23 protein-coding genes are annotated in these 26,364 nt (G+C 49.9%); 10 read left to right on the top strand and 13 right to left on the bottom strand.

Annotation, left to right across the window (positions count from 1 at the left end):
• Window positions 1–65: 65 nt before the first annotated feature.
• The 9 genes from K384_RS04865 to rplM form a co-directional block, all read right to left on the bottom strand.
• Window positions 66–875 (bottom strand): DUF481 domain-containing protein, encoded by an 810-nt coding sequence (locus tag K384_RS04865; protein WP_038030035.1) that lies wholly within the window; start codon window positions 873–875, stop codon window positions 66–68.
• Complete coding sequence (locus K384_RS04860; protein ID WP_038030033.1) at window positions 862–1,896, bottom strand: M28 family peptidase; 1,035 nt, start codon at window positions 1,894–1,896, stop codon at window positions 862–864. Before K384_RS04860 ends, K384_RS04865 begins: the two co-directional genes overlap by 14 nt.
• Before the next feature lie 81 nt (window positions 1,897–1,977).
• Window positions 1,978–3,477: a cysteine--tRNA ligase gene (gene cysS / locus K384_RS04855; protein ID WP_038030031.1), complete on the bottom strand. Its 1,500-nt coding sequence runs from the start codon at window positions 3,475–3,477 to the stop codon at window positions 1,978–1,980.
• A gap of 90 nt (window positions 3,478–3,567) precedes the next feature.
• Window positions 3,568–4,272: a polysaccharide deacetylase family protein gene (locus tag K384_RS04850; RefSeq protein ID WP_051633128.1), complete on the bottom strand. Its 705-nt coding sequence runs from the start codon at window positions 4,270–4,272 to the stop codon at window positions 3,568–3,570.
• 76 nt (window positions 4,273–4,348) lie between these two features.
• Window positions 4,349–7,120, bottom strand: coding sequence for a leucine--tRNA ligase (leuS, locus tag K384_RS04845; protein ID WP_038030029.1), 2,772 nt, complete (start codon window positions 7,118–7,120; stop codon window positions 4,349–4,351).
• Between the two features lie 157 nt (window positions 7,121–7,277).
• Window positions 7,278–8,105, bottom strand: coding sequence for a translation elongation factor Ts (gene tsf, locus K384_RS04840; RefSeq protein WP_038030028.1), 828 nt, complete (start codon window positions 8,103–8,105; stop codon window positions 7,278–7,280).
• Between the two features lie 138 nt (window positions 8,106–8,243).
• Window positions 8,244–9,041: a 30S ribosomal protein S2 gene (gene rpsB, locus K384_RS04835; RefSeq protein WP_038030026.1), complete on the bottom strand. Its 798-nt coding sequence runs from the start codon at window positions 9,039–9,041 to the stop codon at window positions 8,244–8,246.
• 36 nt (window positions 9,042–9,077) lie between these two features.
• Window positions 9,078–9,464: a 30S ribosomal protein S9 gene (rpsI, locus tag K384_RS04830; protein ID WP_038030024.1), complete on the bottom strand. Its 387-nt coding sequence runs from the start codon at window positions 9,462–9,464 to the stop codon at window positions 9,078–9,080.
• A gap of 2 nt (window positions 9,465–9,466) precedes the next feature.
• Window positions 9,467–9,916: a 50S ribosomal protein L13 gene (rplM, locus tag K384_RS04825; protein WP_157630062.1), complete on the bottom strand. Its 450-nt coding sequence runs from the start codon at window positions 9,914–9,916 to the stop codon at window positions 9,467–9,469.
• 371 nt (window positions 9,917–10,287) lie between these two features.
• On the opposite strand from rplM, the gene K384_RS04820 reads away from it, so the two are divergent.
• From K384_RS04820 to K384_RS04810, 3 genes are all read left to right on the top strand, one after another.
• Window positions 10,288–11,493, top strand: a complete 1,206-nt coding sequence (locus K384_RS04820) for an acetyl-CoA C-acetyltransferase (RefSeq protein WP_038030019.1) — start codon at window positions 10,288–10,290, stop codon at window positions 11,491–11,493.
• Between the two features lie 23 nt (window positions 11,494–11,516).
• Window positions 11,517–13,682: a 3-hydroxyacyl-CoA dehydrogenase NAD-binding domain-containing protein gene (locus K384_RS04815; protein ID WP_038030016.1), complete on the top strand. Its 2,166-nt coding sequence runs from the start codon at window positions 11,517–11,519 to the stop codon at window positions 13,680–13,682.
• Between the two features lie 460 nt (window positions 13,683–14,142).
• Window positions 14,143–14,694 (top strand): 2'-5' RNA ligase family protein, encoded by a 552-nt coding sequence (locus K384_RS04810; protein ID WP_051633127.1) that lies wholly within the window; start codon window positions 14,143–14,145, stop codon window positions 14,692–14,694.
• On the opposite strand, the gene K384_RS04805 is transcribed toward K384_RS04810, so the two are convergent.
• The 4 genes from K384_RS04805 to K384_RS04790 all read right to left on the bottom strand — a co-directional run bounded on the left by K384_RS04805 (window position 14,691) and on the right by K384_RS04790 (window position 20,751).
• Entirely contained in the window at window positions 14,691–15,818 is a 1,128-nt protein-coding gene (locus K384_RS04805; protein ID WP_038030013.1) for a hypothetical protein, read from the bottom strand. The genes K384_RS04810 and K384_RS04805 overlap by 4 nt on opposite strands.
• Before the next feature lie 15 nt (window positions 15,819–15,833).
• Window positions 15,834–18,059: a DUF2339 domain-containing protein gene (locus tag K384_RS04800; RefSeq protein WP_038030011.1), complete on the bottom strand. Its 2,226-nt coding sequence runs from the start codon at window positions 18,057–18,059 to the stop codon at window positions 15,834–15,836.
• A gap of 160 nt (window positions 18,060–18,219) precedes the next feature.
• The gene (locus K384_RS04795; protein ID WP_038030008.1) at window positions 18,220–20,148 is read right to left on the bottom strand and encodes a tetratricopeptide repeat protein; all 1,929 of its coding nucleotides are present in this window, start codon (window positions 20,146–20,148) and stop codon (window positions 18,220–18,222) included.
• Between the two features lie 174 nt (window positions 20,149–20,322).
• Complete coding sequence (locus K384_RS04790) at window positions 20,323–20,751, bottom strand: hypothetical protein (RefSeq protein ID WP_038030006.1); 429 nt, start codon at window positions 20,749–20,751, stop codon at window positions 20,323–20,325.
• An 87-nt stretch (window positions 20,752–20,838) separates the two neighbouring features.
• On the opposite strand from K384_RS04790, the gene K384_RS04785 reads away from it, so the two are divergent.
• The 7 genes from K384_RS04785 to plsX all read left to right on the top strand — a co-directional run bounded on the left by K384_RS04785 (window position 20,839) and on the right by plsX (window position 26,308).
• The gene (locus tag K384_RS04785) at window positions 20,839–21,249 is read left to right on the top strand and encodes an ArsR/SmtB family transcription factor (RefSeq protein WP_038030004.1); all 411 of its coding nucleotides are present in this window, start codon (window positions 20,839–20,841) and stop codon (window positions 21,247–21,249) included.
• Between the two features lie 4 nt (window positions 21,250–21,253).
• Window positions 21,254–21,964: a YjjG family noncanonical pyrimidine nucleotidase gene (locus K384_RS04780; protein ID WP_038030003.1), complete on the top strand. Its 711-nt coding sequence runs from the start codon at window positions 21,254–21,256 to the stop codon at window positions 21,962–21,964.
• A 62-nt stretch (window positions 21,965–22,026) separates the two neighbouring features.
• Window positions 22,027–23,403, top strand: a complete 1,377-nt coding sequence (gene murD, locus K384_RS04775) for a UDP-N-acetylmuramoyl-L-alanine--D-glutamate ligase (RefSeq protein WP_038030002.1) — start codon at window positions 22,027–22,029, stop codon at window positions 23,401–23,403.
• Between the two features lie 3 nt (window positions 23,404–23,406).
• On the top strand, window positions 23,407–24,456 hold the full coding sequence (gene pdxA / locus K384_RS04770; RefSeq protein ID WP_038030001.1) for a 4-hydroxythreonine-4-phosphate dehydrogenase PdxA: 1,050 nt from the start codon (window positions 23,407–23,409) through the stop codon (window positions 24,454–24,456).
• A 58-nt stretch (window positions 24,457–24,514) separates the two neighbouring features.
• The gene (locus tag K384_RS04765) at window positions 24,515–25,102 is read left to right on the top strand and encodes a YceD family protein (protein WP_038030234.1); all 588 of its coding nucleotides are present in this window, start codon (window positions 24,515–24,517) and stop codon (window positions 25,100–25,102) included.
• A 2-nt stretch (window positions 25,103–25,104) separates the two neighbouring features.
• On the top strand, window positions 25,105–25,296 hold the full coding sequence (rpmF, locus tag K384_RS04760) for a 50S ribosomal protein L32 (protein ID WP_038030000.1): 192 nt from the start codon (window positions 25,105–25,107) through the stop codon (window positions 25,294–25,296).
• 70 nt (window positions 25,297–25,366) lie between these two features.
• Window positions 25,367–26,308, top strand: a complete 942-nt coding sequence (gene plsX, locus K384_RS04755) for a phosphate acyltransferase PlsX (protein ID WP_038030233.1) — start codon at window positions 25,367–25,369, stop codon at window positions 26,306–26,308.
• The last annotated feature ends 56 nt before the right edge of the window (window positions 26,309–26,364 follow it).

The following is a 26,364-nucleotide window of genomic DNA, read 5'->3' as shown; positions in this document are numbered from 1 at the left end:
CTACAAAAAAACGGCGCCTGTCAAAGACGCCGTGATATGAAGAAATTTCGATATGGCATACCGGTTTACAAACTCAAAGTGAGCCCTTGGCTGAACTGATAAATAAAAGGAGTGATGGGAATCAGTGGCAGGCTTTCGTAAGAAGCAGTAAATGAAGTGTTGAATTTCAGCTTTTGAGAAATAGGAAAATTGAGGTGCAGCTCGCCACTAAGCCGGTGGCGGAAATTGCTTACCGATTCGTCATAGCCTGTTTGGTAATAGACCGCCATGACCGTTTTGACGGTAGGCGAGATTTGTCCACGCCAGTGAATATAGTTGGATGACTTCCAGAAAAAAGGATTGGCTTCGTAGCGTGTGCTTGCATCGCTGAGTTGCCAGCGCTCGCGCTCTGCCATGAAGCCCATGCCCACAAATATGTGATGGTGGGGGGTGTCGAGCAAGCGCCAACGAATGCCGGCACCGCCCAGGTAACGTTCCTGCAGGCCGCGCAGTTTATCTACCTGCCACTGTGCAAACAGCTCATACGACAGTGTGCGCTGCCAGAAGAGGTTGCTGCGCAAGTGTGTATAGCCAAAGTTAAAAAACTCGGCATCGTTGATTTTCAGATAGCTGTATTGGTTCAAAAGCAAATAAAGATGTTTTTGCCCTGCGCGCAACACGTCCAGGTTGCCCCGCACCGAAGTGTAGCGCAAGGGGGTGTCGTCGAGTGCCGAACGGTTGTAAAGGCTCAAAGAAGTGCCCAGGTTCAGCATCCAGTAATTGGCAGAGTCGGGCAGCAGCCGTTCTTTTTCTATATTCAGTATTTGAGCGTTCACCGGGAAGCTGCCCCACAAAAAGCAAAATAAAATACAAAGGAGGAATTTATTGCTGTGCATTTTTCTCTTGTACAATCTCTTGGTAAAGCACCTGTAACACCACATCGCCTACCGCTTTCAATGTGTTTTTATCGATGATTGACAGGTTGTCTTTTAAAGTATGGTGATAATCACCAAAGCCGTCTTGATAATCGATGATATCGATGCTTGGAATCTTGGCATCGCGGTTCACATAGAAATGGTCGTCCAAAATGCCGCCAAAGCTCATATTTGCTTTTTGATTGACAAAATAATGCCCGTAGCCCATCATTTGAGCTATCTGCCATACTTTTTCCACTATTTGAGGGGCATATTCCATGGAATATGGTTCTTTGTAAAAACGCGCATTTTGTGCACCTACCATATCCAGCAGAATTCCGTAGTAAGCACTGTAGTTAGGTACATGTGGGTTTTTTGCCCAATACTGCGAGCCTTGGCACCAATAGACAGAGGGGTTGCCTTCGAACTCATCTATGAACTCGGGGAGTCCGTTATCTTCCATGTCGAAAAGAACAATATCAACACCTACTGCCGGTTGATGGCTTGCCAGCAGACGGGCTACTTCCAGCAATACGGCCACACCACTGCCCCCGTCATTGGCGCCGTCTATGGGCTTGCGCCACAAAGAGTCGGCCGTCTCTTTGTCTGCAAAAGCACGGGTATCCCAGTGTGCCATAAGCAAGATGCGGCGTTGTATGTCGGGGCGATAGCTGGCAATGATATTACGCCCTATGTAGGTCTTTCCGTCAAACGATTCTGCTTCGAATACTTGCATTTGTGTTTGCAGCCCGAAATTTTGCAATTTTTCATAGAGCCAGCGCCCACAGGCATCATGAGCGGCCGAGCCGGGCGTACGGGGCCCAAACGCTACTTGTGCTTTGATGTAGGCATAAGCGGAGTCGGCACTGAAAGAAGGGGTTTGTTTGAGGGTGATGGATGGCTTCTTTTGCTCTTGGCGGCTTTGCTGCTTGTTTTGCTCACAGCCGGCGAACAAAGCACAGCATAAGCCAAGCAGAATGAAAAGGGAAAAATATCGTTTCATGACAAATAGACATTTATATTTTTTTGCTTGAACAGCCTGCCGGCGGATGGACATGCCCCACCGGCAGCTTTTGTTTTTATTCTATTCTTCATAAGCCCAGTCGATGCCTTGCTTGCTGTCACGCACGGCAATGCCCAAGGTCTTCAGATCGGCACGGATGGCATCTACTTTGTCGTATTGCTTTTGGGCTTTGGCTTCTGCGTAGTGCTTCAGTATAATATCGAGCAAGGGCTCAAAAGCTTCGGGACGCTCTTCTTTCATGCCCAAAATATCTTCCCACAGCAGGGGCATTTCCTGTTGCAAGCGGGCAAATATTTCGGGGGCTACTTGCCCGATGGCTTGTGGATTGGTGCGGAACTGATTCACTTTTTTTACCAAGGCTTGAAGATGGGTAAGGCAGAGTGCCGTATTCAAATCATCATAAAGGGCAGCCCACGCCTTGTCCAAACCTTGGGTGATTTCTTTTTCGAGTTTTTCGTTGTGTTCGCCCGTCGTTTCGGGATAGTGCATTTTTTTCAAGTCACGGATGGCATTCAGCAGCTTGATATACACCTTGCGTGCGGCTTGCAGCGCTTGGTCCGAGAAGTCGAGGGTACTGCGGTAATGTGCCAGCAGTAAGAACAAGCGCACGGTCATGGGGGTATAGGGCTGGGAAATAAGAGGGCTGTTGCCGCTGAACAACTCTTCAAGTGTGATGAAGTTGCCCAGCGACTTGCTCATTTTCTTTCCTTCAATGGTAATCAGGTTGTTGTGCAACCAGTAGCGCACCGGCGGCTTGCCGTCGTTGGCTGCTTTGGCTTGGGCTATTTCACACTCATGGTGGGGGAACACCAGGTCCATGCCGCCCCCGTGGATATCGAAGGTTTCGCCCAAGTATTTGGTGCTCATGACAGTACATTCAAGGTGCCAACCGGGGAATCCGGCGCCCCAAGGTGAGTTCCAGCGCATAATATGCTCGGGGTTGGCTTTTTTCCAAAGGGCAAAATCAGCAGGGTGGCGCTTTTCTTCTTGCCCTTCGAGGTTGTCGCGGCTGTTGGCCATTTGCTCTTCGGGGTCACGTCCCGAAAGCTCGCCATAGGGGTGGCTTTGTGCATATTTGGGCACATCGAAATAAACCGAGCCGTTCACTTCGTATGCCCAACCTTTGTCTATGATGCGCTGTACTGCTTCTATCTGTTCCAGTATGTGGCCGGTAGCCGTGGGTTCAATGCTTGGACGCAACACATTGAGCCAGTCCATCACGCGGTGATACTTTACCGTATAGCGCTGAACCACTTCCATGGGCTCGAGCTGTTCCAGCTTGGCACGCTGTGCTATCTTGTCTTCGCCGTGGTCGCTGTCGCCGGTGAGGTGTCCCACGTCGGTAATGTTGCGCACATAACGCACTTTGTAGCCCATATGCTGAAGCAGACGGTAGAGCACATCAAAAACCACCGCGGGGCGGGCATTGCCCAAGTGGGCATCGTTGTACACCGTAGGACCGCACACATACATGCCCACGAAAGGAGGGTTCAGTGGCTCGAACAACTCTTTTTTCTTGGTCAGTGTATTGAAAAAATATAGCTTCTGCGGTTGACTCATGGTTTTTTGCGGTTTCGTATTTTTGAATGACAAAACTAAGAAAAAAAAGGCGCTTCGTAAGGGAAGCGCCTGTGCTATGCCTTGACTGCTTTACATGGGTTCGTAACGATAGGCAGCAGGCAGTGCCAATGCAGTAAGTGCCGGTGCCAGACCTTCTTCAAGGGTGGCGAAAGAGAAGCCGCGTTCCAGACCTGCTTCTATGATGGCCGGCAGCAGGCGTATCATCCGTGGATATGCTTTGATGCTGTCGTGAAAGACCAAAATGCTACCATCGCGCAACAGAGGTTTCAGTTGGGGCAGCAGCCCGTCGGCTTGCAGGCGTGGGTCGTAGTCATGGGTAAGAATATCCCACATCACCACGGCATAATGCTGACGCAGTGCGCGCAGCTGCTTGGGACTGATGCGCCCATAAGGTGGACGAAACAGGCGCGGCAGGGCAGTGCCGGCAGTTTCTTCCATGATTTGACGGCACAGGCTCACTTCTTTCAAGTAAGCAGTAAGTGACGTATGCCATCCTTTTACATGGTGAAAGGTATGATTGCCTACGGTATGGCCTGCTTGTAGCACTTCCCGGAACAAGGAGGGATGCTTGCGCACATTGTCGCCCACACAAAAGAAGGAAGCCCGGATATTATATTGGTCAAGGATGCGGAGGACTTGTGGGGTTGCTTCGGGCACGGGGCCGTCATCGAAAGTTAAATAAAGCGTAGGGCGTTGCGTGTGTTTATACGGCACCTGCCAGTAGCAAGAAGGGAAAGCGCGACGCAAAAAAGCAGGGGTACGAAAGAAGGGCATAGGATTGGTTTTCAAAGCAGTACGACCATAAGGAACAAAAGAAGTGACGCAAAAACTGCGCCACTTCGAATTTGATTTATACCACAATGTTGATGATGCGCTTGGGAACGATGATTATTTTTTTCGGGGTTTTGCCATCGACCCATTTCTGTACGATTTCGTTTTGCAACACCACTTGTTCTATCTCTTCTTTGGGCATGTCCAAGGGCAAAGTGATTTTGGTGCGCATCTTGCCATTGATGGATACCGGATATTCAAAGCTGTCTTCTACCAAATAGCTTTCGTTATATTCGGGGTAGGGGGCATCTACTACTGAGGTGTTGTGCCCCAAGGCGTGCCATAGCTCTTCGGCAAGGTGCGGAGCATAAGGCGAAAGCAACACCACAAAAGGCTCTAAGATGGCACGTTTGTGGCAGCCAAGCCGCTGCAACTCATTGGTAAGCACCATGAAGCTACTTACCGGTGTGTTGAGCGAAAGGCGTTCAATGTCTTCGCTGACCCGCTTGATGGTTTGATGAAGCACTTTCAACTCTTCTTTGGTCGGGGTTTCATCGGTTACTATCAATTGCCCTTCTTCATCGAAGAAAAGGTGCCATACTTTGCGTAAGAAGCGATAGACGCCATCGATACCATGGGTGTTCCAAGGCTTCGAATGTTCCAAGGGGCCTAAGAACATTTCGTACAGGCGCAGGGTGTCGGCACCATATTCGGCTACGATGTCGTCGGGGTTTACTACGTTGTAGCGCGATTTTGACATTTTCTCTACTTCGTAGCCACAGATATATTTGCCGTCTTCCAGAATAAACTCGGCATCGGCAAGGTCCGGGCGCCAGCGCCGGAAGGCTTCGGTATCCAGCACATCGTTGTGCACCAAGCTGATATCCACATGCATGGGTACGGTGTCGTATTGGTCTTTGAGACCGTAAGACACAAAGGTATTGGTGTTTTTAATGCGATACACGAAGTTTGAGCGCCCCTGAATCATGCCCTGATTCACGAGCTTTTGGAAGGGCTCATCGAAGGGAATCCATCCGCGGTCATAGAGGAACTTGGTCCAGAAGCGGGCATAAAGCAAGTGCCCCACGGCGTGTTCGGTGCCGCCTATATACAGGTCCACATTTTTCCAATAGTCGATGGCTTCGGGCGAAGCGAAGCGCTCTTCGTTGTGGGGGTCGCAATAGCGCAGGAAGTACCACGAAGAGCCTGCCCAGCCGGGCATGGTGTTCAGTTCCAAGGGGTAGCCGTTGGGACTTACCCAGTTTTCGGCGCGTCCCAAAGGCGGGTCGCCGTCTTCGGTGGGCAGGTATTTGTCAATGGGTGGCAATTCCAACGGTAAGTATTTTTCATCCAGCGCATAGGGGATGCCGTCGCGATATTCAATGGGAATGGGTTCGCCCCAGTAGCGCTGACGGGCAAAGACGGCATCACGCAGCTTGTATTGCACGCGGCGGCGCCCCAAGCCACGTTTTTCAACTTCTTCTATGGCTTTTTCGATGGCTTCCTGCCAGTCGAGTCCGTTTAGGAAATCCGAGTTGATAAGACGCCCATGTTTGATTTCGGTGGGATTTTCGAGCGTTTCGGTGCCTTCAATAACCGGAATGATGGGCAGGCCAAAATGCTTGGCGAAGCGGAAATCGCGGTCGTCAGATGAAGGCACGGCCATTACTGCCCCCGTGCCGTAACCTGCCAGCACATAGTCGCCTATCCATACGGGGATGGGCTTACCGGTGAACGGATGCACCACATAGGCGCCGGTGAAGACACCGGACACATGCTTGACGTCGCTCATGCGGTCGCGTTCCGAGCGGTTTTTGGCTTCTTCTACATAGGCCATCACCTCGGCACGCTGCGCTTCGGTGGTGATGCTTTCTACCAGTTCGTGCTCGGGTGCCAATACCAGGAAGGTAACACCAAAAATAGTATCGATGCGGGTGGTGAATACTTTAATGGCCATGTCTTCTTTCCCTTGTATGGGGAAGTTGACTTCGGCGCCATAGGATTTGCCTATCCAGTTGCGTTGCATCTCTTTGACGGCCTCCGACCAGTCGATGCGTTCGAGCCCTTCCAGCAGGCGTTCGGCGTAGGCGGTAATGCGCAGTGCCCACTGCCGCATTTTTTTCTTTACTACGGGATGCCCGCCACGTTCCGACACGCCGTCTTTTACTTCATCGTTGGAAAGCACCATGCCCAAAGCCGGACACCAGTTTACGGTCATGTCATCGAGGTAGGCCAGGCGGTAGTCCAACAATATCTCTTGCTTTTTGCGCTCGTCGAAAGCCTTCCATTCTTCGGCGCTAAACTGCGGGGTGTCTTCGCTGCAGTGGGCATTCAGCCCTTGGGTGCCCTGTTTTTCAAAGTGGGCAATGAGTGTTTCGATGGGCTCGGCTTTGTCGGTTTGTTTATTGTACCATGAACCGAAGAGCTGGAGGAATATCCATTGGGTCCATTTATAATATTTGGGGTCGGAAGTGCGCACTTCGCGGCTCCAGTCATAGGAGAAGCCAATGGCACGCAGCTGCTCTTTATAGCGGGCAATATTTTTTTCGGTGGTGATGGCCGGGTGCTGTCCGGTTTGTATGGCATACTGCTCGGCAGGCAAGCCAAAGGAGTCGAATCCCATGGGGTGCAGCACATTGTAACCTTGGTGCCGCTTGTAGCGGGCTACTATATCGCTGGCGATATAGCCCAACGGGTGGCCTACATGCAAGCCGGCACCGGAAGGGTAGGGGAACATATCGAGCACATAAAATTTCTGCTTACCGGGTATTTCATCGACCCGGTAAACCTGTTGCTCATCCCAGTACTGTTGCCATTTTTTTTCTATCTCGGCGGGTGTATATCCTTTCATATCTGTTTTGATGGTCTATGAATCAGGGGGCAAAGTTACAAATAGATTGGGGCTGAAACAAAGCCCCGCAGCGATGAAAGTCTTGGTGGGCAAAGAATTAAAAAAAGCGGTGCACGAGGGGTGCACCGCCGGATAGTTTTCCTAAACCAAAACAGCCTTAAGCAATGGCCAAGCGCTTGAAGGCAACTACTTTGGCGTTGGGGGCTGCTTCTTTCAATACCTGAGCAACCGTTTTTTTGTCGTCTTTTACGAATTTCTGATTCAACAAAGTATGCTCTTGGAAGAACTTGTTCAGTTTGCCTTGAGCAATTTTGTCAACCAGTTCTTCGGGCTTACCTTCTTGACGTACCTGCTCGCGTGCTACTTCCAACTCTTTTTCTACAATAGCCGGGTCCACACCGTCTTTGTCGATGGCGATGGGCTTCATGGCAGCGATTTGCATGGCAATGTCTTTGCCGGTTTCGCTGAGATCGGCGCCATTCACGCCTTCAAACACCACCAATACACCTACTTTTTCGTTGCTGTGCAAGTACTCAACAATTTGCTCGCCGGTGTAGAACACATAGTCGCTGATGGTCAGCTTTTCGCCGATTTTACCCATCAACTCGGTGATGGCTTCTTTTACGGTTTGTCCTGAAGCCAAAGTCAAGTTTTCTACTTCTTCTTTTGTTTTAGGTTTGTTTGCTTTCACTGCTTCGAGGATAGCCTCACCCAAGCCGCGGAATTCGGTGTTTTTGGCTACGGGTTCGGTTTCGCAGCTGAAAGCGAAAGCAGCTGCTTCGGTACCGGTGTTGTAGATGAACACAACCCCTTCTTTGGTTTCGTTATCGGCGCGCTTGAGGGATATTTTTTCACCCTTTTTGCGAAGGATTTCAATGGCTTTGTCGAAGTCACCTTCGGCTTCTTGCAGGGCTTTTTTGCAGTCCATCATGCCCATGCCTGTCATTTGGCGCAGTTTGTTTACGTCTTGTGCTGTGATTGCCATAGTATTATGCGTTTTTTATGAAATAGTTAAAAACCGGGTACTGTATTTTAAAAGGCAAGCCCATCAACGTGAAATTGATGGGCAGCCATGTTTTTATATGCAAAAGAACGTGTGCGGTGTGAAAAGAAGAAAACCGACTTATTCTTCTTCGTCATGGCTTTCGGGTGCGTTCTCTACGTCGGCACCTTCATCCATCGCACGTTTTTTGTTTTCTTCTGCTTGCAGCTTTTGCGCTTCTTTTTCTTGCTTGCGCTCTTGCTGCGCTTCTTCAATGATGTCGCCAATATAGTTCACGATCAAGTCAATAGACTTGTAGGCGTCATCGTTGGCAGGGATGGGGTAGTCCACGCTGGTGGGGTCAGAGTCGGTGTCCACCATAGCGAATACGGGAATACCCAAACGCTTGGCTTCTGCCAAAGCAATGTGTTCGCGGCGGATGTCCACGATGAAGAGCGCACCGGGCAGACGGTTCATTTCCAAAATACCGCCCAATACTTTTTCCATCTTCTCTTTTTTACGCTGCATCATCAAGCGCTCACGCTTGGTGAGGTTTTCGTAAGATTCGCTCTTCATGAGCTTTTCCAAGCTGTTGAGCTTCTTGATAGACTTGCGAATGGTAGAGAAGTTGGTAAGCATGCCGCCCAACCAACGCTCGGTTACGTAAGGCATGCCGGTGCGTTTTGCCACTTGCTCCACGATTTCGCGTGCTTGCTTTTTAGTAGCAACAAAAAGGATTTTTTTGTTGCTGCGCACGATGCCTTTCAACGCTTTGGAAGCCTCGTCGAGGGCTGCCAAGGTTTTGTTGATATCAATCAAGTGGATGCCGTTCTTCTCCATGAAGATGTAAGGTGCCATTTTGGGGTTCCACTTGCGTTTCAAGTGACCAAAATGCACCCCGGCTGCCAATAAGTCTTTATATTCCAATTTTTTTGCCATATTCCAAGAGTATTTATAAGTAAGCAGTTTGCAGGATTAACGTTTGGTCCACTGGAAGCGTTTTCTTGCCTTTGCACGACCATACTTCTTGCGTTCCACCATACGGGGGTCGCGGCGCAAATAGCCTTCTTCTTTCAATGCTGCGCGATACTCAGGGTTGTATTCTACCAGTGCACGAGCAGTAGCCAAACGGAAAGCCTCAGCCTGACCTGCGATTCCGCCTCCGTCCAAGTTAGCTTTGATGTCAAATTTGCCGGCTTCGTTGACCAAGGTCAGTGCCTGCATTGCCACTGTGCGCAATACTTCCGTGGGGAAGTACTCCTCGAAGGGGCGCCCATTGATGGTGATAACACCACTGCCCGGCTTCATATAGATACGCGCTACAGCAGTCTTTCTACGTCCTATAGTATTGATAACTTCCATGATTAGTATTTCAGTTTATATTCCTTAGGTTGTTGTGCTTGATGCGGATGCTCTGCTCCTTCGTACAAATGCAAGTTCTTGAACAACTGACGACCCAAGCGGTTTTTGGGCAACATGCCTTTCACGGCATGCTCGATAAGGCGGGTAGAAGATTTGGCTTTCACTTGCTTGGCAGTCAAAGCACGTTGACCACCCGGATAGCCTGTGTGGCGGATGTAAAGTTTTTCATCCCATTTTTTGCCGGTGAACTTCACCTTGTCGCAGTTAATCACAATCACATGGTCGCCACAGTCCACGTGAGGGGTGTAGAGAGGCTTGTGCTTTCCACGCAGGAGATGCACAATTTGGCTTGCCAGGCGGCCTACCACGGCGTCGGTAGCGTCCACCACGAGCCACTCTTTCTTAACCGTATTTTTATTTGCCGAAACGGTTTTGTAACTCATGTACTTCACGGTTCTTCTCGTTTTATAGTTTATTTATAGGCTATACCCTTCCAAAAAAGGACACAAATATAGACACATTTGACACTAACATGCAAATTTTCAAGGCTTTTTTTGCATGCCGGTCAAACATGGGGGCAAATTTACGAAAACTTTTAAGATTGTTACTATGAATGCGTTAAGTTTTTTGCATTGCTTGATTGACATGCCGTGAAAGTGCCGCCGGAACCGGAAAGAAGCCGTTTCGGCATGTGCCGGGGAGTATAAATTAGAATGTGAATTCTAATTTCCAAAATAAAAATGGTAAAACCTTTATTCTGTGTGCCGAATATTTTTTAAATTGCCTTTAAGTGCAAAAAAATGTTTTAAAAATACTACTGTTTATGGATGTATATATTTATGAAGCCCTGCGTACGCCGCGGGGCAAAGGAAAACCCGACGGTGCTTTGCATGCCACACAGCCCGTGCATTTACTCACCACCTTGTTGTGCGAGCTGCGCGAGCGCCTGCAGTTCAACACAGCTGAAATCGACGACTTCATTGCCGGTTGTGTAACGCCCATTGGCGAGCAGGGCGCAGACATTGCCCGCACCGCCGTATTGGCAGCCGGCTATGCCGAAACGGTTACGGGAGTGCAAATCAACCGCTTTTGTTCTTCGGGCTTGGAAGCCATCAATATGGCGGCGGCTTATATAGCTGCCGGGCAGGCACAACTGATGATAGCCGGTGGGGTGGAGTCCATGTCGCGGGTGCCCATGGGCTCAGACGGCGGCGCCCTGTTTACAAGCCCCGAGATAGTAGGGGAGCTGCAGATTGTGCCGCAAGGTATTTCGGCAGACCTGATCGCCACCAAGTACGGCTATGACCGCCGGCAGCTGGATGCTTTTGCCGTGGAATCGCACAAGCGGGCAGCCAAAGCATGGGCAGAAGGCTATTTCAAGCGTTCGGTTGTGCCCGTGAAAGATATTTTGGGGCATGTGGTACTTGACAAAGACGAAACCGTGCGCCCCGACACCTCTTTGGAAATCATGAGCACTTTGCCCCCTTCTTTTGCCATGATGGGCCAAATGGCAGGCTTGGATGCCTTGGCTATAGAGAAGTATCCCGAAATTGAGCGTATTGAGCATGTGCACCATGCCGGCAACTCGTCGGGTATTGTCGATGGGGCGGCAGTGGTGTTGTTGGGCAACAAAGCCATGGGTGAAAAGCTGGGATTGAAGCCACGTGCCCGTATCAAGGCATTCACCACCTGCGGTTCAGAGCCCACCATTATGCTGACGGGGCCTATACCGGCTACCGAGAAGCTGCTCAAGCGTACCGGCATGCAAATTTCCGATATCGATTTGTTTGAAGTGAACGAAGCCTTTGCAGTGGTTCCCATGCTTTACATGGATACTTTCAACATACCGCGCGACAAGGTCAACGTGAATGGAGGTGCCATTGCCATGGGGCATCCGTTGGGGGCTACCGGGGCCATCTTGCTGAATACTTTGGTCGATGAGCTCGAACGACGCCAACTGGGCACCGGCTTGGTAACGCTTTGCATTGGCGGCGGCATGGGCATTGCCACTTTGGTTGAAATGGTATAACCTTATAAAAAGAGTAAGTAATTATGATTCAATATACAATAAAAGAAGGGGTGGTCGTGCTTGATATCAATATGGAGGGCTACCCGATGAATGTGCTCAACGAGCATTCCATAAAAGCACTGGGCGAAGCCATTGAGCGCGCCCTGGCCGATGAAGCAGCCAAGGGCATTGTTATTACTTCTTCAAGAAAAGAGTTTGTTGCCGGGGCAGATTTGAATATGTTGCAGCAGTCGGCGGATATAGAAACGACTTATCAGATGATTCGCCGTTTGCACGATATCTTTCGCCGCATGGAAACAGGGCGCAAGCCTGTGGTAGCTGCCATCAATGGCACTGCCCTGGGAGGGGGCTATGAGTTGGCCTTGGCATGCCACCGCCGCATAGCACTCAACCATGAAAAAATACAGATAGGCTTGCCCGAGACACAAATAGGCTTGTTTCCGGGCGGAGGAGGCACGCAGCGTTTGCCCCGGCTCATAGGCATTGAGCCTGCCATGCAGCTTATTTTGCAAGCCAAGCGCATGAATCCGAAAGAAGCGCTAAAAGCGGGGCTGGTAGATGAGCTGGCAGACACAAGAGAAGAGTTGTTGCGCAAAGCCATCGACTGGGCGCTGGCAAACCCATCGGTGTTGCAGCCCTATGACGAAATAGACAAAAAAGGAAGGGTCGTAGGCAAGAAAAACTATAAAATACCCGGCGGCAATGTGCAGAGCCCCAAAGGCGTGCAAACCTTTATGGCAGGCACTGCCCTGCTGGTACAAAAAGTGCACTTCAACTACCCGGCTGCGCATGCCGTCCTGCGCTGCATGTATGAGGGCTTGCAAGTGCCCATTGACTTGGGCTTGGACATAGAGGCGAAGTATTTTGCCAAAATAGCCCAAACCAAAGAGGCAAAAAACATGATTCGCACCTTGTTTTTTGCCATGAACGAAGCCAACAAAGGCGCTGCCGCGCCCCAAGGAGTAGAACCACGCGAGGTGAAAAAAGTGGGCATTTTGGGCGCCGGCATGATGGGCTCGGGCATTGCCTATGTGAGTGCCATGGCAGGCATTGAGGTGGTACTCAAAGATGTTTCGGTAGAAAAGGCAGAGAAAGGGAAAGATTATTCGCGTGAGCTGCTCAAAAAGCGGGTGGCACGCGGCAAGATGACACAAGAACAGGCGGAAAAAGTGCTGGCGTTGATTCGTCCTACTGCCGATGCTGCTGATCTGGCAGGCTGCGATTTGGTTATAGAAGCAGTATTTGAAGACCGCGAACTGAAATACAAAGTGACGCAAGAGGCAGAAGCATTCCTTGACGAACGGGCTGTTTTTGCTTCCAATACTTCCACCTTGCCCATTACTTCGCTGGCAGAAGCAAGTCGCCGTCCGGAGCAGTTTATTGGCTTACACTTCTTCTCGCCGGTAGATAAAATGATGCTGGTGGAAATCATCAAAGGCAAGCAAACCAACGACTACGCCCTGGCAACGGCCATCGCCTATGTGCAGAAAATACGTAAAACGCCCATTGTGGTGAACGACTCGCGGGGCTTCTACACTTCCCGTTGTTTTGGTACCTATACATCGGAAGGCATCACCATGCTTTCGGAAGGAATAGTGCCGGCGCTCATCGAACATGCCGGCGAACAGGCAGGCATGCCGGTGGGTCCATTGGAGGTGGCCGATGCCGTGAATTTGGATTTGATTTACAAGGTAGGCAAGCAAACAGAAAAAGACACAGGCCTTTCATTTTCTTCTTTACCTGAAGGAAAGGTAATTATCAAATTTGTGGAAGAGCTGGGGCGCACCGGCCGGCGCGACAAGAAAGGGTTCTATGAATATCCGGAAAATGAGCCTAAACGCTTGTGGGCAGGCTTGAAAGAGCTGTTCCCGCCCAAGGCAGAGCAACCACCCATAGAGGAGCTGAAAAAGCGTCTGTTGTACCGTCAGGCAGTGGAGGCAGCCCGCTGTTTTGAAGAAGGGGTGGTACGCACGCGCCGCGATGCAGATGTGGGGTCTATCCTGGCATGGGGATTTCCGCCTTATACAGGAGGCGCCCTCTCGTTTATTGACTACGTAGGCATTCAACGCTTTGTAGCCGAGCTGGAGCGCTTGGCAAACACCTACGGGGAACGCTTTGCCCCCACCGAAGCGCTGCGCGAAGCAGCTGCCAAAAATGACTATGCAGGCTATGTGAACCGTTGGAAATGATAAAAAAGATGCCTGTATTTGACGACCTTCCGTATAGACAAAGGGGCTGCCTTGCGGAAGGTCGTTTCTTTATTCAATAGCTTGCTGTCTTGAAAGAAACACCCTTGTTTTTGAGCTGAGTGTCATCTCGAACGAGCGAAGCATGGCTTGTCATTTCGAACTTCACGCAGTGAGGTGAGAAACCTCAATCTCATCAAACCAAGCTATAAAAAGCAAAAGAGAATTTCCCGCTAACGTTCGAAATGACAATGGGGGCACTCAAAATGACAAGAAGGGAGGAGCACCCGGAATGATGAAATGACAATAAAGGGCGCTTGGAACGTAAAGAGGCAGGATTATAAAAAAGAGGGGGCAACGCTATGCCTTTGGACAGTGGTTTTACTCTAACGCCTGTTTGCTTTTACACTTTTTTATTTTTCCTACTTTTACCATGCAAATCAACCTTTAGCTGAGCAGACAGATGCAAGAGCGTTTATATTTTTTTGCGGTGGTACCACCGGAGCCTCTGTATTCGGAGGTGCGCGCCATGAAAGAGGAAATACGGGATTTGTTTGGCTGCTCGTGGGCTTTGCGCTCACCTGCGCATATTACCTTGTATATGCCTTTTCGCATGAAGGAAAGCGAAGAGACGCAATTGGTAGCATCGATACGCCGTTTTGCAGCCCCTTTTGGGCGCTTCCACCTGCATATTGACGGCTTTGATTGCTTCCGTCCGCGTGTGTTGTTTTTGCATGTGGCGCCTTCGGGGGCTTTACAACACCTGCAGGCTTCGCTTTGCGCCTATCTGAAAGAGGCACACGGCATTCATGACCGCCGCATGGAGCGCCCCTTTCATCCGCATATGACGTTGGCACACCGCGATGTGTCGCCTGCACAGTTCGAAGAAATGTGGGCTTACTATAAAGACAAACCTTTTGCTGCCGGCTTTGAGGTAAAAGGGTTTTATCTGCTCAAGCACGAGCACAAGCGTTGGAAAGAGCATGTATTCTTCCCCTTTGGTGGAAAGAATTAAGGCTGCAGACGGTGCAGATATTCGGCAAGGAGTGCCTGTTTGGCTGATTCCTCTGTGCCGGGGAGCGCCAATAAACCGAAACCAAGCAACTCGCCGGGGCTTATGTTTTCTTTCTTGCAGCGGTATAACAAGACACCTTGGACGGTTTTCACTTCAAGCACCCCGCCCAAATAGTTGATGTAAGCGGCAGGCTTGTCTTTTTCCAACAGAACGGCAGCATTTTGTTGTTGCTGCTTGATTTCAAATGAGGCTTCCTCTTCCTCACCGCGGTATATTTTCAGGCGGCTGCCGTATTCTTTTATCTTCCACAGCGTGCGGCTACCGGCATCGCGCAGCTTCCATTTGTTGGGCTCGTCGGGGTAGAGGCGCACTTCATATTGCAGCTTGCCGTCCTCGTCATAGAATTTGTCTTTGGTGTCGCTCTTATGTTTACCTTCCAAGATGCCTTGCGGGCTTTCTACTATCCACACCGAAGGCATGATGCGCAGGCGGAAACTATTTTTTTCTTGCACGTTATCTATTAGCCAGCCGGCATTTTCAATGGCAGATGGTGTATTGTTTTGCCTGCTTTGCAAGGTGGTAGTAGTAACTACCGCACCGGGTGTGGATTCGCTTGCCCAACGCCGCGCCATAAAGGTGAATATAATCAGCAGACCCGCCGCTATTCCCCCGAAAAGAAGAAGCTTGCGCCACTTGACTTGCTTCCGGGAGGGAAGGGCGCGTAATGCATCCAGTGCAGCCATCACGCGTGTGTTGTGAGGGGCTATTTGCAGGGCTTCTTGGGCATACTCTTCGCCGCGCTGCTTCCATAGGTCTTGCCGGGTGCTCAAATAGGCTCTGGCACACAGCTCGGTGAGGAGCACCACCGGCTCGGCTTCGAAGGGGCGCAGGGCATGGGCTTGCTGCAAAGTGTCATAGCCTTCTTCAAACTGCTGATGGAGCAGGGCTTGTTTGCCCTGTTCGAGCAGCTCTTGGTAGCGTTGTTCAAGATACTGCAAGTCATCGTCGGTGAAGCCCAAGCGGCGGGCAATTTCGCGCATGTCTTCTTCTGTGGGGCGTTCCCGTTCTTGTTGCAGGCGGGTGAGCGCTTGAATATAATTATCCCATTTTTTATCCATGTCCATGGCAATAGTTCGAATTTATTGTTTTTCCGTATTATCGTCAGTTAAAAAGTCCTTGTATCGTTGGTAAAGATAGGACGCAGCAAGCAAAACACCGCCGGATACAATAAACAAAATGATGCGGCTGAGTGTGGCTTCGGCGCGGACGTCGATAAGCAATATTTTTAAAACAGAGAGCAGGGCAAGCAGAACACCCAAGCGCCGGCGGTTGAGGTGCTTTTGACGGACGCCTGTGTAAATCCAAAAAGCAGCAAGCAACAACCACGACAGGCTCAACACAAAACGCAGGCTCAGGTCAAGATGAAACTGATAACTTGCATTGTCTTGCGGTTGCATGGCTATCATATAAAAGCCGGTGGCTTCCATGCTGCATATAAGCAGCAATCCTATTTGTCGAAGGTAGAAGTTCGCCTGCACATAGGCTTTTGGGTAGTTGCCTTGCGACAGCTGCTTCTTTTGATGAAGCAGTAAACCCAAAAACGCCGCATAAACAGCATAGCGCCACAACCATCCCCACGGCGAGGCGTCTTTTACAAATATGTGCCATGTGATGCTTTCTATGCTTGCAAGGCAGGCAACAAAAGCAAAGGCAGCGAGTGCAGGCACCCCCCCATAGCGTATGGGCGCGGGTAAAACCAGCCCGGCACGTTTTTGCGCCCAGTGGGTTACGCCTAAATAATAAACTACGCTGAAGCAAAAGATAAGCGGGAGAGTAAAGGTGTCATAGAAGTTGCTAAACAAAGCGAAGTTGATGAATTCAACCGTTGAAAACCAGAAAGAGAAAATGAAAAAAACGGTGAGGCTGTTTTGCAATTGGCTGTCCGCTGACGTAAGCCGCCGGTAAAGGTAGCCCATGCCTGCAATGACAGCCCAGTGACTAAGTAGCTGCCACCAGAGCACTTCGTTTTCTTCAAACTGGATGCTTTGTGCTAAACCTGATAGCAGGAAAAGACCACCGGTGATGTAGTAAATAACCCGCCAGTGTGTGCCGGTGTGGGCATGGGCAGTGAAATACAGTGCAGCAGCACCAAATAGGTAAAGGGAACTCCAAGGAAATAGACGTAAAAAGTCGTTTTCTATTACCATGGGTTCGCCCGTAGCAAAGTCGGGCAACAGCAGCAGATGGAGGGTGCCAATGGCAAACAAAGCCGCAAGCAGGCGAAAAGCAGGCAGGGAGGCATGCATCAGGCGGGGGAGTGGCAAATAGCGCCAAAGCAACTCGTGCAGTAGCAGGAAGGCGGCAAAAGTGGCAGGTACCTGCCAGCTGCCCTCATAAAGTGTCATTGTTAAGATAAAAGCAAAGCCTATGTTGGAAAGCAAAAACCACAAAGCCAAAGACAACTTCTCTGCTGTGTATCTGTAAATCAAAAATAAAAATACGACATGGTACAGCAGGCTGTACCAAATTACGATGAGGGGTATTGACGTTTTTTGTTCCTCTGTGCCAGTACCGAAGGAAACTTCAAATACCACCCAAAGAAAGAGGAAAAAAGAAGCTGTCAGGAAGGAGAGCAGCGCCGTGCGCCACCAATACAAACGCAGGGCAAGCAGCGAAATGCCCGTGTTCAGGATGCCTATGTAGGTGAAAATAAGCAAGTCGTCTGCATGCAATCCCCGTAAAGGAACCAGCACCATATAACCACCCACAAAACCCAACACCCCGATGACCTCTTCCCGGTAGTAGTAGGCATACCATAGAAACACAAGCATATTCACTACCATCAGGGCAATGCCTCCCCAGTGGTTGAGTGCATAATGATCTACGGTGTAAAGCGAAGTAACAAAACTAAGCACGGCGGCACCTGCCACCCATACCGAGGCATAGCGGATGCCCAGAGGGCGTTGGCGAATGCCGACTGCCAGCAGGCTAAGGGCAGCTATATAGCCCAACACGATACGGACAGCCGGGGTAAGCCAGCCGTGGTCTATGGCATAAGCAAGCAATAAAAGCACCCCCAGCACAAACAGCACGATACCCGCAAAAGCGAAGCCTTTGCGCACCAGCGTTTGGTCCCAGTTGTTTGTCTTGGATTGTGTACCGTCTTCCGGGCTGCTTTGGGGTTGGCTGCCGCTCATAGCTGCCAGCCGCTCATAGCTTTCTTGAAGACGTGCCAGCTCCTGTGTGATGGCTTTGATGCGCTTTTCGGTTTGAGCGTCGGGTTCATCTACCGCCAGCAGTTGTTTGAGTTGCCGGCGGTAGTTTTGTATTTTCTGCTCTAAGGCTTCGAGCTGTGCTGCTTTCATGGGAACATGCGATGGTTAGTATATGAATTTGCACAAAAACAGGCAGTTGTGCAAATCGCTGCCCGAGCCTTGTTTTACTCCTAATAATCTAAGCTGAAAACAGATGCCTTTTGGGGGATTTCAAGTCTCTACTTCGCCTGCCGTGGCGATGTGTGTGTAATTACACCCTTATGCCCATGACCAGCACATCATCGGTTTGCTCAAGGCTGCCTTTCCACTCATGGAAATTGCTCAGTAAAAGCTGCTCTTGCTCTTCTATGGGCAGGTCTGCAATCTGCAGAAGCAAATGGCGGAAGCGTTTGAGCATAAACTTACGGTTTTCGCTAATACCGAATTGGTCGGCAAAACCGTCGGTAAACAAATAAAGCATGTCGCCTTTTTTCAATTCCATACTTGTTTCTGTGAAGTTGAACGAGCGGTTGCCATGCGGGAACCCTACGGGGAAGCGGCTGCCTCGTAGCTTCCGTATTTGCCGGTCACGTACCAGAATCAAGTCCATGCGGGCACCTGCAAACAGCAGTTTCTTCTCTTTCAGATTCAAACGGCAGACGGCTATGTCGGCGCTTTGGTTTTGAATCGTTTTTCCTTGCCGGTTGATGGTGCGCTGCAGATGAAAATCCAGAACATTAAGAATTTGTGCGGGGGCGCATATCTTGCTTTCCTGCACTATTTGGTTGAGCATGGAAAGACACAGTACGGTCATCAGGGCACCGGGCACCCCATGACCTGTGCAGTCGCCTGCTGCCAGCAGAATCTCGCCGCCTGTTTGCGGGAACAAGCCGGGTACCAAGCTCATCCAATAAAAGTCACCACTGACAATGTCTTTGGGCAGGTAAACTACAAACGACTGAGGAAAAGCACTTTGAAGCAGCTCTTGGTCAGCCAGAAGAGCTTCCTGCAGGTGGCGGGCATACTGTATGCTTTCGGTGATTTGCTTGTTTTTTAATTGAATTTCTTCATAAGCTTCGCGCAGCTTGATGTTATTGAGGCGGTACATTTCCGTTTCGTGCTCGGCACGCTCTATGGCAAAACTGATTTGCAAGCGTTTGAGGCGTGTGTTGGCGTCTTCACCAATCACCTCTTCTTTTAGTTGAATGTACTGTTCCAGGTGATAGAGGGCTTTTTCACTGTTGCCGGTGGCTTTATGTACTTGGGCAAGCAACTCATGGATGCGATACAGCTTGGGCTTGGCTTGTATGCCGGATGCCATTTCCAGAGCATGAAGTCCTTCTTTCAGGGCTTTGTCGTAGAATTTCTTATGATAAAAAAGCCGGGCTATCTGCAGTTTGCTGTTGATAATGGAGCCTTTGGTACCCAACTTTTGGCGTATGTCCAGCGATTCTTGGGCGTGTTGCAGGGCTTTGTCATACTGCTTTTGTTGCATGAGAATGTAGGCGATGTCATGCAGTGAACGGGCATAGCCGCTTTGGTCGCCGGTTTTCTGTTGAAGGCGAATGGCTTTGTTCTGCATATGCAGGGCATTGACTATGTCGCCTTCTCTTTGATAAAGCCGCCCCAAACCGTTGTAACAGCGGGCAGCGCCGCCGGTCTCTTGGTGTTGTTCAAATATAGAAAGGGCTTTTTCGTAGTAAGTAGCGGACAAGCGGGGTTCTTTTAGTTCCAAATAGAAGCCGGCTAATACATAGCATGCCCATGCATTGCCCAAGCTGTGCTTATTGTGGCATGTGTGTATCGCTTCCAATACATAAGCCAGCGCTTTTTCATATTCGCCGGTATGCCAGTAGGTGAGCGCCAGCCGGCTCAGTGTGAGTGCCAAGCCATCCGGGTAGTTTATACTTTGAAATAAACGCTTGGCTTGCGACAGACGACTGATGGCATCTTCGTATTGTGCCAGCAGGAAGTGATAGAACCCCAAGTGCATGGAGCTCCATGCCAAGCCAAAATCGTAAATGCTGCCGTCCGAAAGGCGTATGGACAGACGGTTGGCATGTTGTGCCAGTTGAATGGCACGCCGCAAATCTATATCACGCAAAGACCAACTAAGCTCATTGAGCAAGTCTATTTGCTGCTTCTCTTCTTGAGTTTCTTGCAGGGCACGCTCCAGTTCAAGAATCTTCCGGCTTCTCATAAAGTTGTTGCTTGTTCAGTATAGAAAGGTGTTGCCTGTTTGTGCCTTATATTTTATTGATTTTTCATCTAAATACAAAACTATGTTTGGGTTTTTGTATGTGATAAAATTCTTGAGGTGAAGAATAATTTGTTTTTACACAATTTCGCCGGAAGATGGCACATGCCTGCCGCCTCAGTAAATCAGTTTTATCAGCCGGTCCTGCACCTGCTCTTTCTTTAAGCTGCCGTCAGTATAGGTAACCATCCATTCCGTAATTTCTATAACGAAACGCTCGCCTTCTACCGGGTGAAAGGGAGCAAGCGTAAAGCGGTCTTTTCCTGTCAAAACCATGGTTTGCATCTTGCCGTCTTTACGCTGATGGGTGATGAGTGTTTTGAACGGGCGGATGGTTTGTATGTCCGGATGCGCTTTCATGAAAGCTTCATCCAAGGCAATAACCAGGCGCAGTTCGTCTTCTTCAAATACTTCTTGCGCCAGCAGAGAGCGGGAAGGGGTAAGTTTTTGTGTGCCGCGGTAGAGCGCTACTTCTTGGGCGGCAGCAAACAGCGGCAGCAGAGCAAGAACGGTAACAGATAAGACAATTTTTTGTAAATTCAACATATCTTATTGAAAATTAATGAAAACAAATACTTTCCTTAAAATACATAAAAAATAAAATTGTCAGATTGATTAACTACAATAAAAACTATGCGTATCAAACACTTCTCCCTTCCGTTGGCTGCCCAGTTATTTCAGGCATTCTCCGACGAAGCCCGCTTGCGTATCATACACTTATTGTGGCGCAACGGCAAAATGACCCCTTCTGACCTGGAGCTGATTTTAGACTTTTCACAAAGCAAGACATCGCGCCATTTGGGATACTTGCGTAATGCCGGCATTGCACGTGCCAATCGCATAGACCAATGGGTTTTTTATTCCATGAAGGAAGAGGTACGGGGGGTAGTCGAGCAGTTGCTTGCACTGGTCAAAGACCCCGTGCTTCAGCAAGACCAGAAGGTATATAAAACGCTGTTTTCGAACCGTGAGCTTTCGCTATGGAAGGTGGAACCGCGCAAGCGCGAGCAGTTCTTTCTCGAAGAAATGAAACTAAACCACTAATTCTATGCATCATGACATCCGGCATATTGTCTTCGACCTGGACCACACACTGTGGGACTATGAACGTGCCTCGGAAGAAACCCTGCGCGAGCTATTCGAGGAGTATGGGCTTGGGCGCTGTTGCCAAGGCTTCGACTCTTTTTTGACTGTTTTCAGGCAGGTCAATCATATGCTGTGGCAAGCATACAACCGGGGGCAGATAGAGCAGGCAGCACTGCGGCGTGTGCGCTTTGTGCATATATTCGAGCGTTTGGGCATCCCCTTGGCGTGGGCAGAGGGTTTTGGGCAGCAGTATGTGCAGCGCTGTCCCCACAAGCCTTACACCTTGCCTCATGTGCCACAGATGCTCATGGACCTGCAAAGCCGCGGTTACCGCCTGCATATCCTCACCAACGGCTTTGCCGATGTGCAGCACATTAAGTTGCGTGCGGCGGGCATCGAGTCTTTCTTTCATACGGTAGTTACATCCTGCCGGGCGGGGGCAGCCAAGCCACAAGCCCGGGCGTTTCATTATTTTATGGAAACAGCAGGCTGTAGCCCGCAGCAGTGCTTGATGATAGGCGACAACTGGGAAGCGGATGTATGCGGGGCGCTTCAGGTGGGCATGCATGCTTTGTGGTATAACCCCAAGCGTTTGGAGGCACCTCAAACAAGCTCACAGATAGCCTGTTTCAGCCAACTGCCTCTGTTTTTGAACGAAGGGGCAACCTACTAACCGCCATGCACTTGTTAAGTCTTTGATAATCGTATAATTTTGCGCTTTATAGCAGTAGCTCTATGACAAAGAAAATCATTGTATTAGGCGGAGGCGAGAGCGGCGTGGGCGCAGCCCTTTTGGCAAAGCACAAGGGCTATGAGGTCTTTTTGTCGGAAGTGGGGCAGCTCAAAGCCGAACAAAAAACACTTCTTAGCCGTGCCGGCATTCCTTATGAAGAGGGAGGGCATAACTTGGAAAAAATCTATGCCGCCGATGAGGTGATAAAAAGCCCGGGCATTCCCAATGAACTGCCGGTAGTGCAGGGTATTGTGGCGCGGGGCATCCCGCTTTTGTCGGAAATTGAATTTGCCGCACGTTTTACCCGTGGCAAGCTGCTGGCAATTACGGGCAGCAACGGCAAGACCACCACCACCTTACTGTTGCATCATCTGCTCACTCATGCAGGTTTCGATGCCGGTTTGGCAGGAAATGTGGGGCATAGTTTTGCGCGCCGCCTGCTCGAAGAAGGCGACCACGATTATTGGGTATTGGAGCTAAGCAGCTTTCAACTGGAGCACTGCTACGATTTTCATCCTCATGTGGCTATCCTTACCGGGCTGTCGCCCGACCATCTCGACCGCTACGGCGGCTCTTATGAAGCATATGCCGAAGCGAAGATGCGCATATTCCGCAATCAAACAGCTGCTGACTATCTCATCTTTAATTATGAGAGCAAAGACCTGCGCTTTGCCATGGCAAAACACCGCATTGAGGCAGTGCGCATCCCGGTGGCATATACCAAAAAAGAAGGCTTGCCTTTTGGGGCATGGGCTACGGCTGCCGGCTTGAAGATGGAGTTGCCGGGCTTGCCGCCCGCACTTATTGAATGGACCCACCTGAAACTCTCAGGCAAACATAATTTGACCAATGCCCTGGCGGCACTTGCAGCAGCCATGCTTGTGGGGGCTCCGCCCGAAAAGCTGAAAGAAGGCTTGGCTTCTTTTGCCGGCGTGCCGCACCGTATGGAGCTGATAGCCGAAATACAAGATGTGCGCTTCATCAACGATTCCAAAGCAACGAATGTGGAATCCGTATTCTTTGCCTTGGAGGCTTTTCCTGCTTCACCCCATATCATTTGGATTGCCGGCGGGGTGGACAAAGGCAACGATTACAGTATTTTGGACGAGCTGGTGCGTAGCCGTGTGAAACATCTCATATGCTTGGGCGTTGACAACACCAAGTTGCGCACGCACTATGAATCCATGGTGAAGTGCAGCGAAGCCCGCAGCATGGAAGAAGCCATCACTATGGCGGCACGTATGGCGCAGCCCGGCGATGTGGTACTCTTGTCGCCCGCTTGTGCCAGCTTCGATTTGTTTAAAAACTATGAAGACAGAGGCGAGCAGTTCCGGCGCTGTGTGCAGGCGCTGCTGAAGCCTCTTCATTCAAAAGCATAAACCATGAGCAACCTTAGCAAAAAAATAAACACCAATTGGAAACCGGTGATAGGTATCACCATGGGGGATTACAACGGCATAGGTCCGGAAATTATCTTAAAGGCACTGGAAGACAACCGCATCTTGCAGTTGTGCACCCCCGTGATTTACGCTTCCATGAAGGTGCTTTCGCGTTATCGTCGTCTGTTGAACTTGCCCGAGTGGTTTATTCACCAAGCCAAGAGCATCGACGAAATCACCCACAAAAAGGTGAACCTGGTCAATTGTTTTTCGCTGAAAGAAGAGGTGGAGCCGGGCAAGGTAACGCCGGCAGCGGGCGAAGCTGCTTTTTTATGCCTGGAGCAGGCAACCAAAGACCTTTTGCGGGGGCGCCTCGATGCAGTGGTGACCTGTCCCATCAATAAAAAGAACATTCAAAACGAACACTTTCAGTATCCCGGACATACCGAATACTTTGCCGACAACACGGGGCAAAGCGAGTGTCTTATGTTTATGATTCATGAGCAGATAAAAGTAGCCATGGCAACCGGGCATGTGCCTGTCAAAGAGGTGGCTTCCGTTTTGAATGAGGAAAAACTGCACACCAAATTGCAGCTTATGATAGAAAGCCTGCGCAAAGACTTCGGGGTGCTCAAACCACGTGTTGCCGTCTTGGGCTTGAATCCGCATGCCGGCGATGAGGGCTTGATTGGTGATGAAGAAATCAGAATCATCCGCCCGGTGATTAAAGACTTCAAGCGCGACGGACACTTGGTATTTGGTCCCTATCCTGCCGATGGTTTCTTTGCCCAGCACCACTATACCAAGTTCGATGCCGTCTTGGCGATGTATCACGACCAGGGGTTGATTCCATTCAAAAGCATTGCCGGTTTTGAGGGCGTCAACTTTACTGCCGGCTTGCCTGTGGTGCGCACCTCGCCCGACCACGGCACTGCCTATGAGATTGCCGGCAAGGGCATAGCCGACCCCACCTCTTTGTTGCATGCGCTGTTTTGGGCATGCGACATAGCCAAAATCAGGCGCTTCGAACACCTCATTGAAATCTCTGATTAGTTTGCAGTTGCTAAAAAAATGCGTAAATTTGCCACTCGCAATTTTGTGCATAAGCAAAATGGCTGACTACTTGAAGAAATATGAAATACCGGTCTTTCACCTCAAAGAGCAGGTTTATACCTACAACTTTGAGGATGACGACCGCTTCTTTGCCTGCTTCGAAAACAGCCTGGTAGAGAAGGGGCGTTTTGCCGCACAATTGCAACTGCGCAAAGACCGAAACATGCTGCACCTGCAGTTCCGCATCAAAGGGAGCATGCGGCTTGTTTGCGACCGCAGCCTGGATGAGTTTGAATACCCGTTTGAGCTGGAGCGCTTCCATATCGTTCAATTTGGCGACACTGAAACGCTCGAGTCCGACGACTTGACCATCGTGCCCTCATCGACCACTGCCATCAATGTGGCGCATCATATTTATGAAGAAATATGCTTTGCGGTGCCGGTAAAGAAATTGCACCCGCGCTACGAACAAGAAGAACAACAACAAGAAGAGGACGACGACCCTTTGCATAACAACAGCCGTCTTTTTTACACAACACATAGCGCAGAAGAAAAGCATCAAGAGCAGCAGTCAATTGATGATGAAGATATTGACCCACGTTGGGCAATTTTAAAAAAGCTAAAAAATAACCAAAACGAAAACTAACTATGGCACATCCGAAGCGTAAAACCTCGAAGACCCGCAGAGATAAGCGCAGAACTCATTACAAAGCCGCTATGCCTGCGCTTTCTATTTGCCCTACCACCGGTGAACCCCATTTGCGTCACCGTGCCTATGTGGTAGATGGTAAGCTCTATTACAAGGGAAAAGTGTATATTGAAGACTACGAGCGCATCTAAGGCACTGCCGGCGGTGAGCTCCGTCAGTTTTTTCTTTTTCCCTAAACTTTATTAGCTAATGAATCAGCCTATTAAAGTCGCAATTGATGCAATGGGGGGCGATTTCGCCCCCGAATCTCCTGTGAAGGGTGCATTGATGGCAGCACAAGAGCGTCCGGATGAAATTGTCATTGTATTGATTGGACAAGAAGACGCCATCCGGGCACAGCTGCCCGGAGAAATCCCTGCCAACATTCAGATTGTGCATGCCGACGAAGTGATTGGCATGGCAGAGCACCCCACCAAAGCCATGCAACAAAAAACACGTTCCAGCATTGCCGTAGGCTATCACCTGCTCAAAGAGGGCAAAGTGGATGTGTTTTGCGGCGCGGGCAATACCGGTGCCATGTATGTAGGTGCCCTGTTCAGCATCAAGGCAATAGAGGGCATCATGCGCCCGGCACTGATTAGCCACGTGCCTATGGTCAATGGCAACACAGGCGTAATCCTCGATGTGGGTGCCAATGCCGACTGCAAACCGGAAGTATTGGCTCAGTTTGCCCAACTGGGCAACCTCTACTGCAAATATGTGCTGGAGCACGAACAACCACGCGTGGCTCTGCTTAGCATAGGCGAAGAAGAGCAAAAAGGTAATATTGCCGTACAGGCAGCACACAAGATATTGAAAGGCGCCGAACACCTGCACTTTGTAGGCAACATCGAAGGGCGCGACATATTTTTGGATAAAGCCGATGTGATTGTATGTGACGGCTTTATTGGCAACATCGTGCTGAAAATGGCAGAGTCTGTTTATGAAATCATGAACAAGCGCAATCTGCACGATGCATTTTTTGACCGCATGAATTACGAAGCCATCGGAGGAAGCCCCATCTTGGGCATCAACGGAAATGTAGTGATAGGGCATGGCATCTCGTCGCCCTTGGCTATCCGCAATATGATATTACTTGCCGAAAAGTTTGCACAAGCCGAATTAAATTCAAAAATTAAACGCGCATTGTTGCAAAGCATTTGATATGCAAAGGGGAGAAGCACCTCCCCTCTCTATGTTTTTCACTAAAAAAAAAGACC

This window comes from Thermonema rossianum DSM 10300, assembly GCF_000426825.1.
Lineage (GTDB): Bacteria > Bacteroidota > Bacteroidia > Cytophagales > Thermonemataceae > Thermonema > Thermonema rossianum.
This window is presented reverse-complemented; position numbering and strand designations above follow the sequence as displayed.

Coding starts and splice junctions, on each gene's coding strand:
- K384_RS04810 (WP_051633127.1), top strand. CDS start 14,143: ATGCAAGAGCGTTTATATTTTTTTGCGGTGGTACCACCGGAGCCTCTG.
- tsf (WP_038030028.1), bottom strand. CDS start 8,105: ATGGCAATCACAGCACAAGACGTAAACAAACTGCGCCAAATGACAGGC.
- K384_RS04805 (WP_038030013.1), bottom strand. CDS start 15,818: ATGGACATGGATAAAAAATGGGATAATTATATTCAAGCGCTCACCCGC.
- K384_RS04780 (WP_038030003.1), top strand. CDS start 21,254: ATGCATCATGACATCCGGCATATTGTCTTCGACCTGGACCACACACTG.
- K384_RS04820 (WP_038030019.1), top strand. CDS start 10,288: ATGGATGTATATATTTATGAAGCCCTGCGTACGCCGCGGGGCAAAGGA.
- rpsI (WP_038030024.1), bottom strand. CDS start 9,464: ATGGAAGTTATCAATACTATAGGACGTAGAAAGACTGCTGTAGCGCGT.
- rpsB (WP_038030026.1), bottom strand. CDS start 9,041: ATGGCAAAAAAATTGGAATATAAAGACTTATTGGCAGCCGGGGTGCAT.
- K384_RS04800 (WP_038030011.1), bottom strand. CDS start 18,059: ATGAAAGCAGCACAGCTCGAAGCCTTAGAGCAGAAAATACAAAACTAC.
- K384_RS04850 (WP_051633128.1), bottom strand. CDS start 4,272: ATGCCCTTCTTTCGTACCCCTGCTTTTTTGCGTCGCGCTTTCCCTTCT.
- K384_RS04790 (WP_038030006.1), bottom strand. CDS start 20,751: ATGTTGAATTTACAAAAAATTGTCTTATCTGTTACCGTTCTTGCTCTG.
- K384_RS04785 (WP_038030004.1), top strand. CDS start 20,839: ATGCGTATCAAACACTTCTCCCTTCCGTTGGCTGCCCAGTTATTTCAG.
- K384_RS04765 (WP_038030234.1), top strand. CDS start 24,515: ATGGCTGACTACTTGAAGAAATATGAAATACCGGTCTTTCACCTCAAA.
- K384_RS04795 (WP_038030008.1), bottom strand. CDS start 20,148: ATGAGAAGCCGGAAGATTCTTGAACTGGAGCGTGCCCTGCAAGAAACT.
- rpmF (WP_038030000.1), top strand. CDS start 25,105: ATGGCACATCCGAAGCGTAAAACCTCGAAGACCCGCAGAGATAAGCGC.
- leuS (WP_038030029.1), bottom strand. CDS start 7,120: ATGAAAGGATATACACCCGCCGAGATAGAAAAAAAATGGCAACAGTAC.
- pdxA (WP_038030001.1), top strand. CDS start 23,407: ATGAGCAACCTTAGCAAAAAAATAAACACCAATTGGAAACCGGTGATA.
- murD (WP_038030002.1), top strand. CDS start 22,027: ATGACAAAGAAAATCATTGTATTAGGCGGAGGCGAGAGCGGCGTGGGC.
- cysS (WP_038030031.1), bottom strand. CDS start 3,477: ATGAGTCAACCGCAGAAGCTATATTTTTTCAATACACTGACCAAGAAA.
- K384_RS04865 (WP_038030035.1), bottom strand. CDS start 875: ATGCACAGCAATAAATTCCTCCTTTGTATTTTATTTTGCTTTTTGTGG.
- K384_RS04815 (WP_038030016.1), top strand. CDS start 11,517: ATGATTCAATATACAATAAAAGAAGGGGTGGTCGTGCTTGATATCAAT.
- K384_RS04860 (WP_038030033.1), bottom strand. CDS start 1,896: ATGAAACGATATTTTTCCCTTTTCATTCTGCTTGGCTTATGCTGTGCT.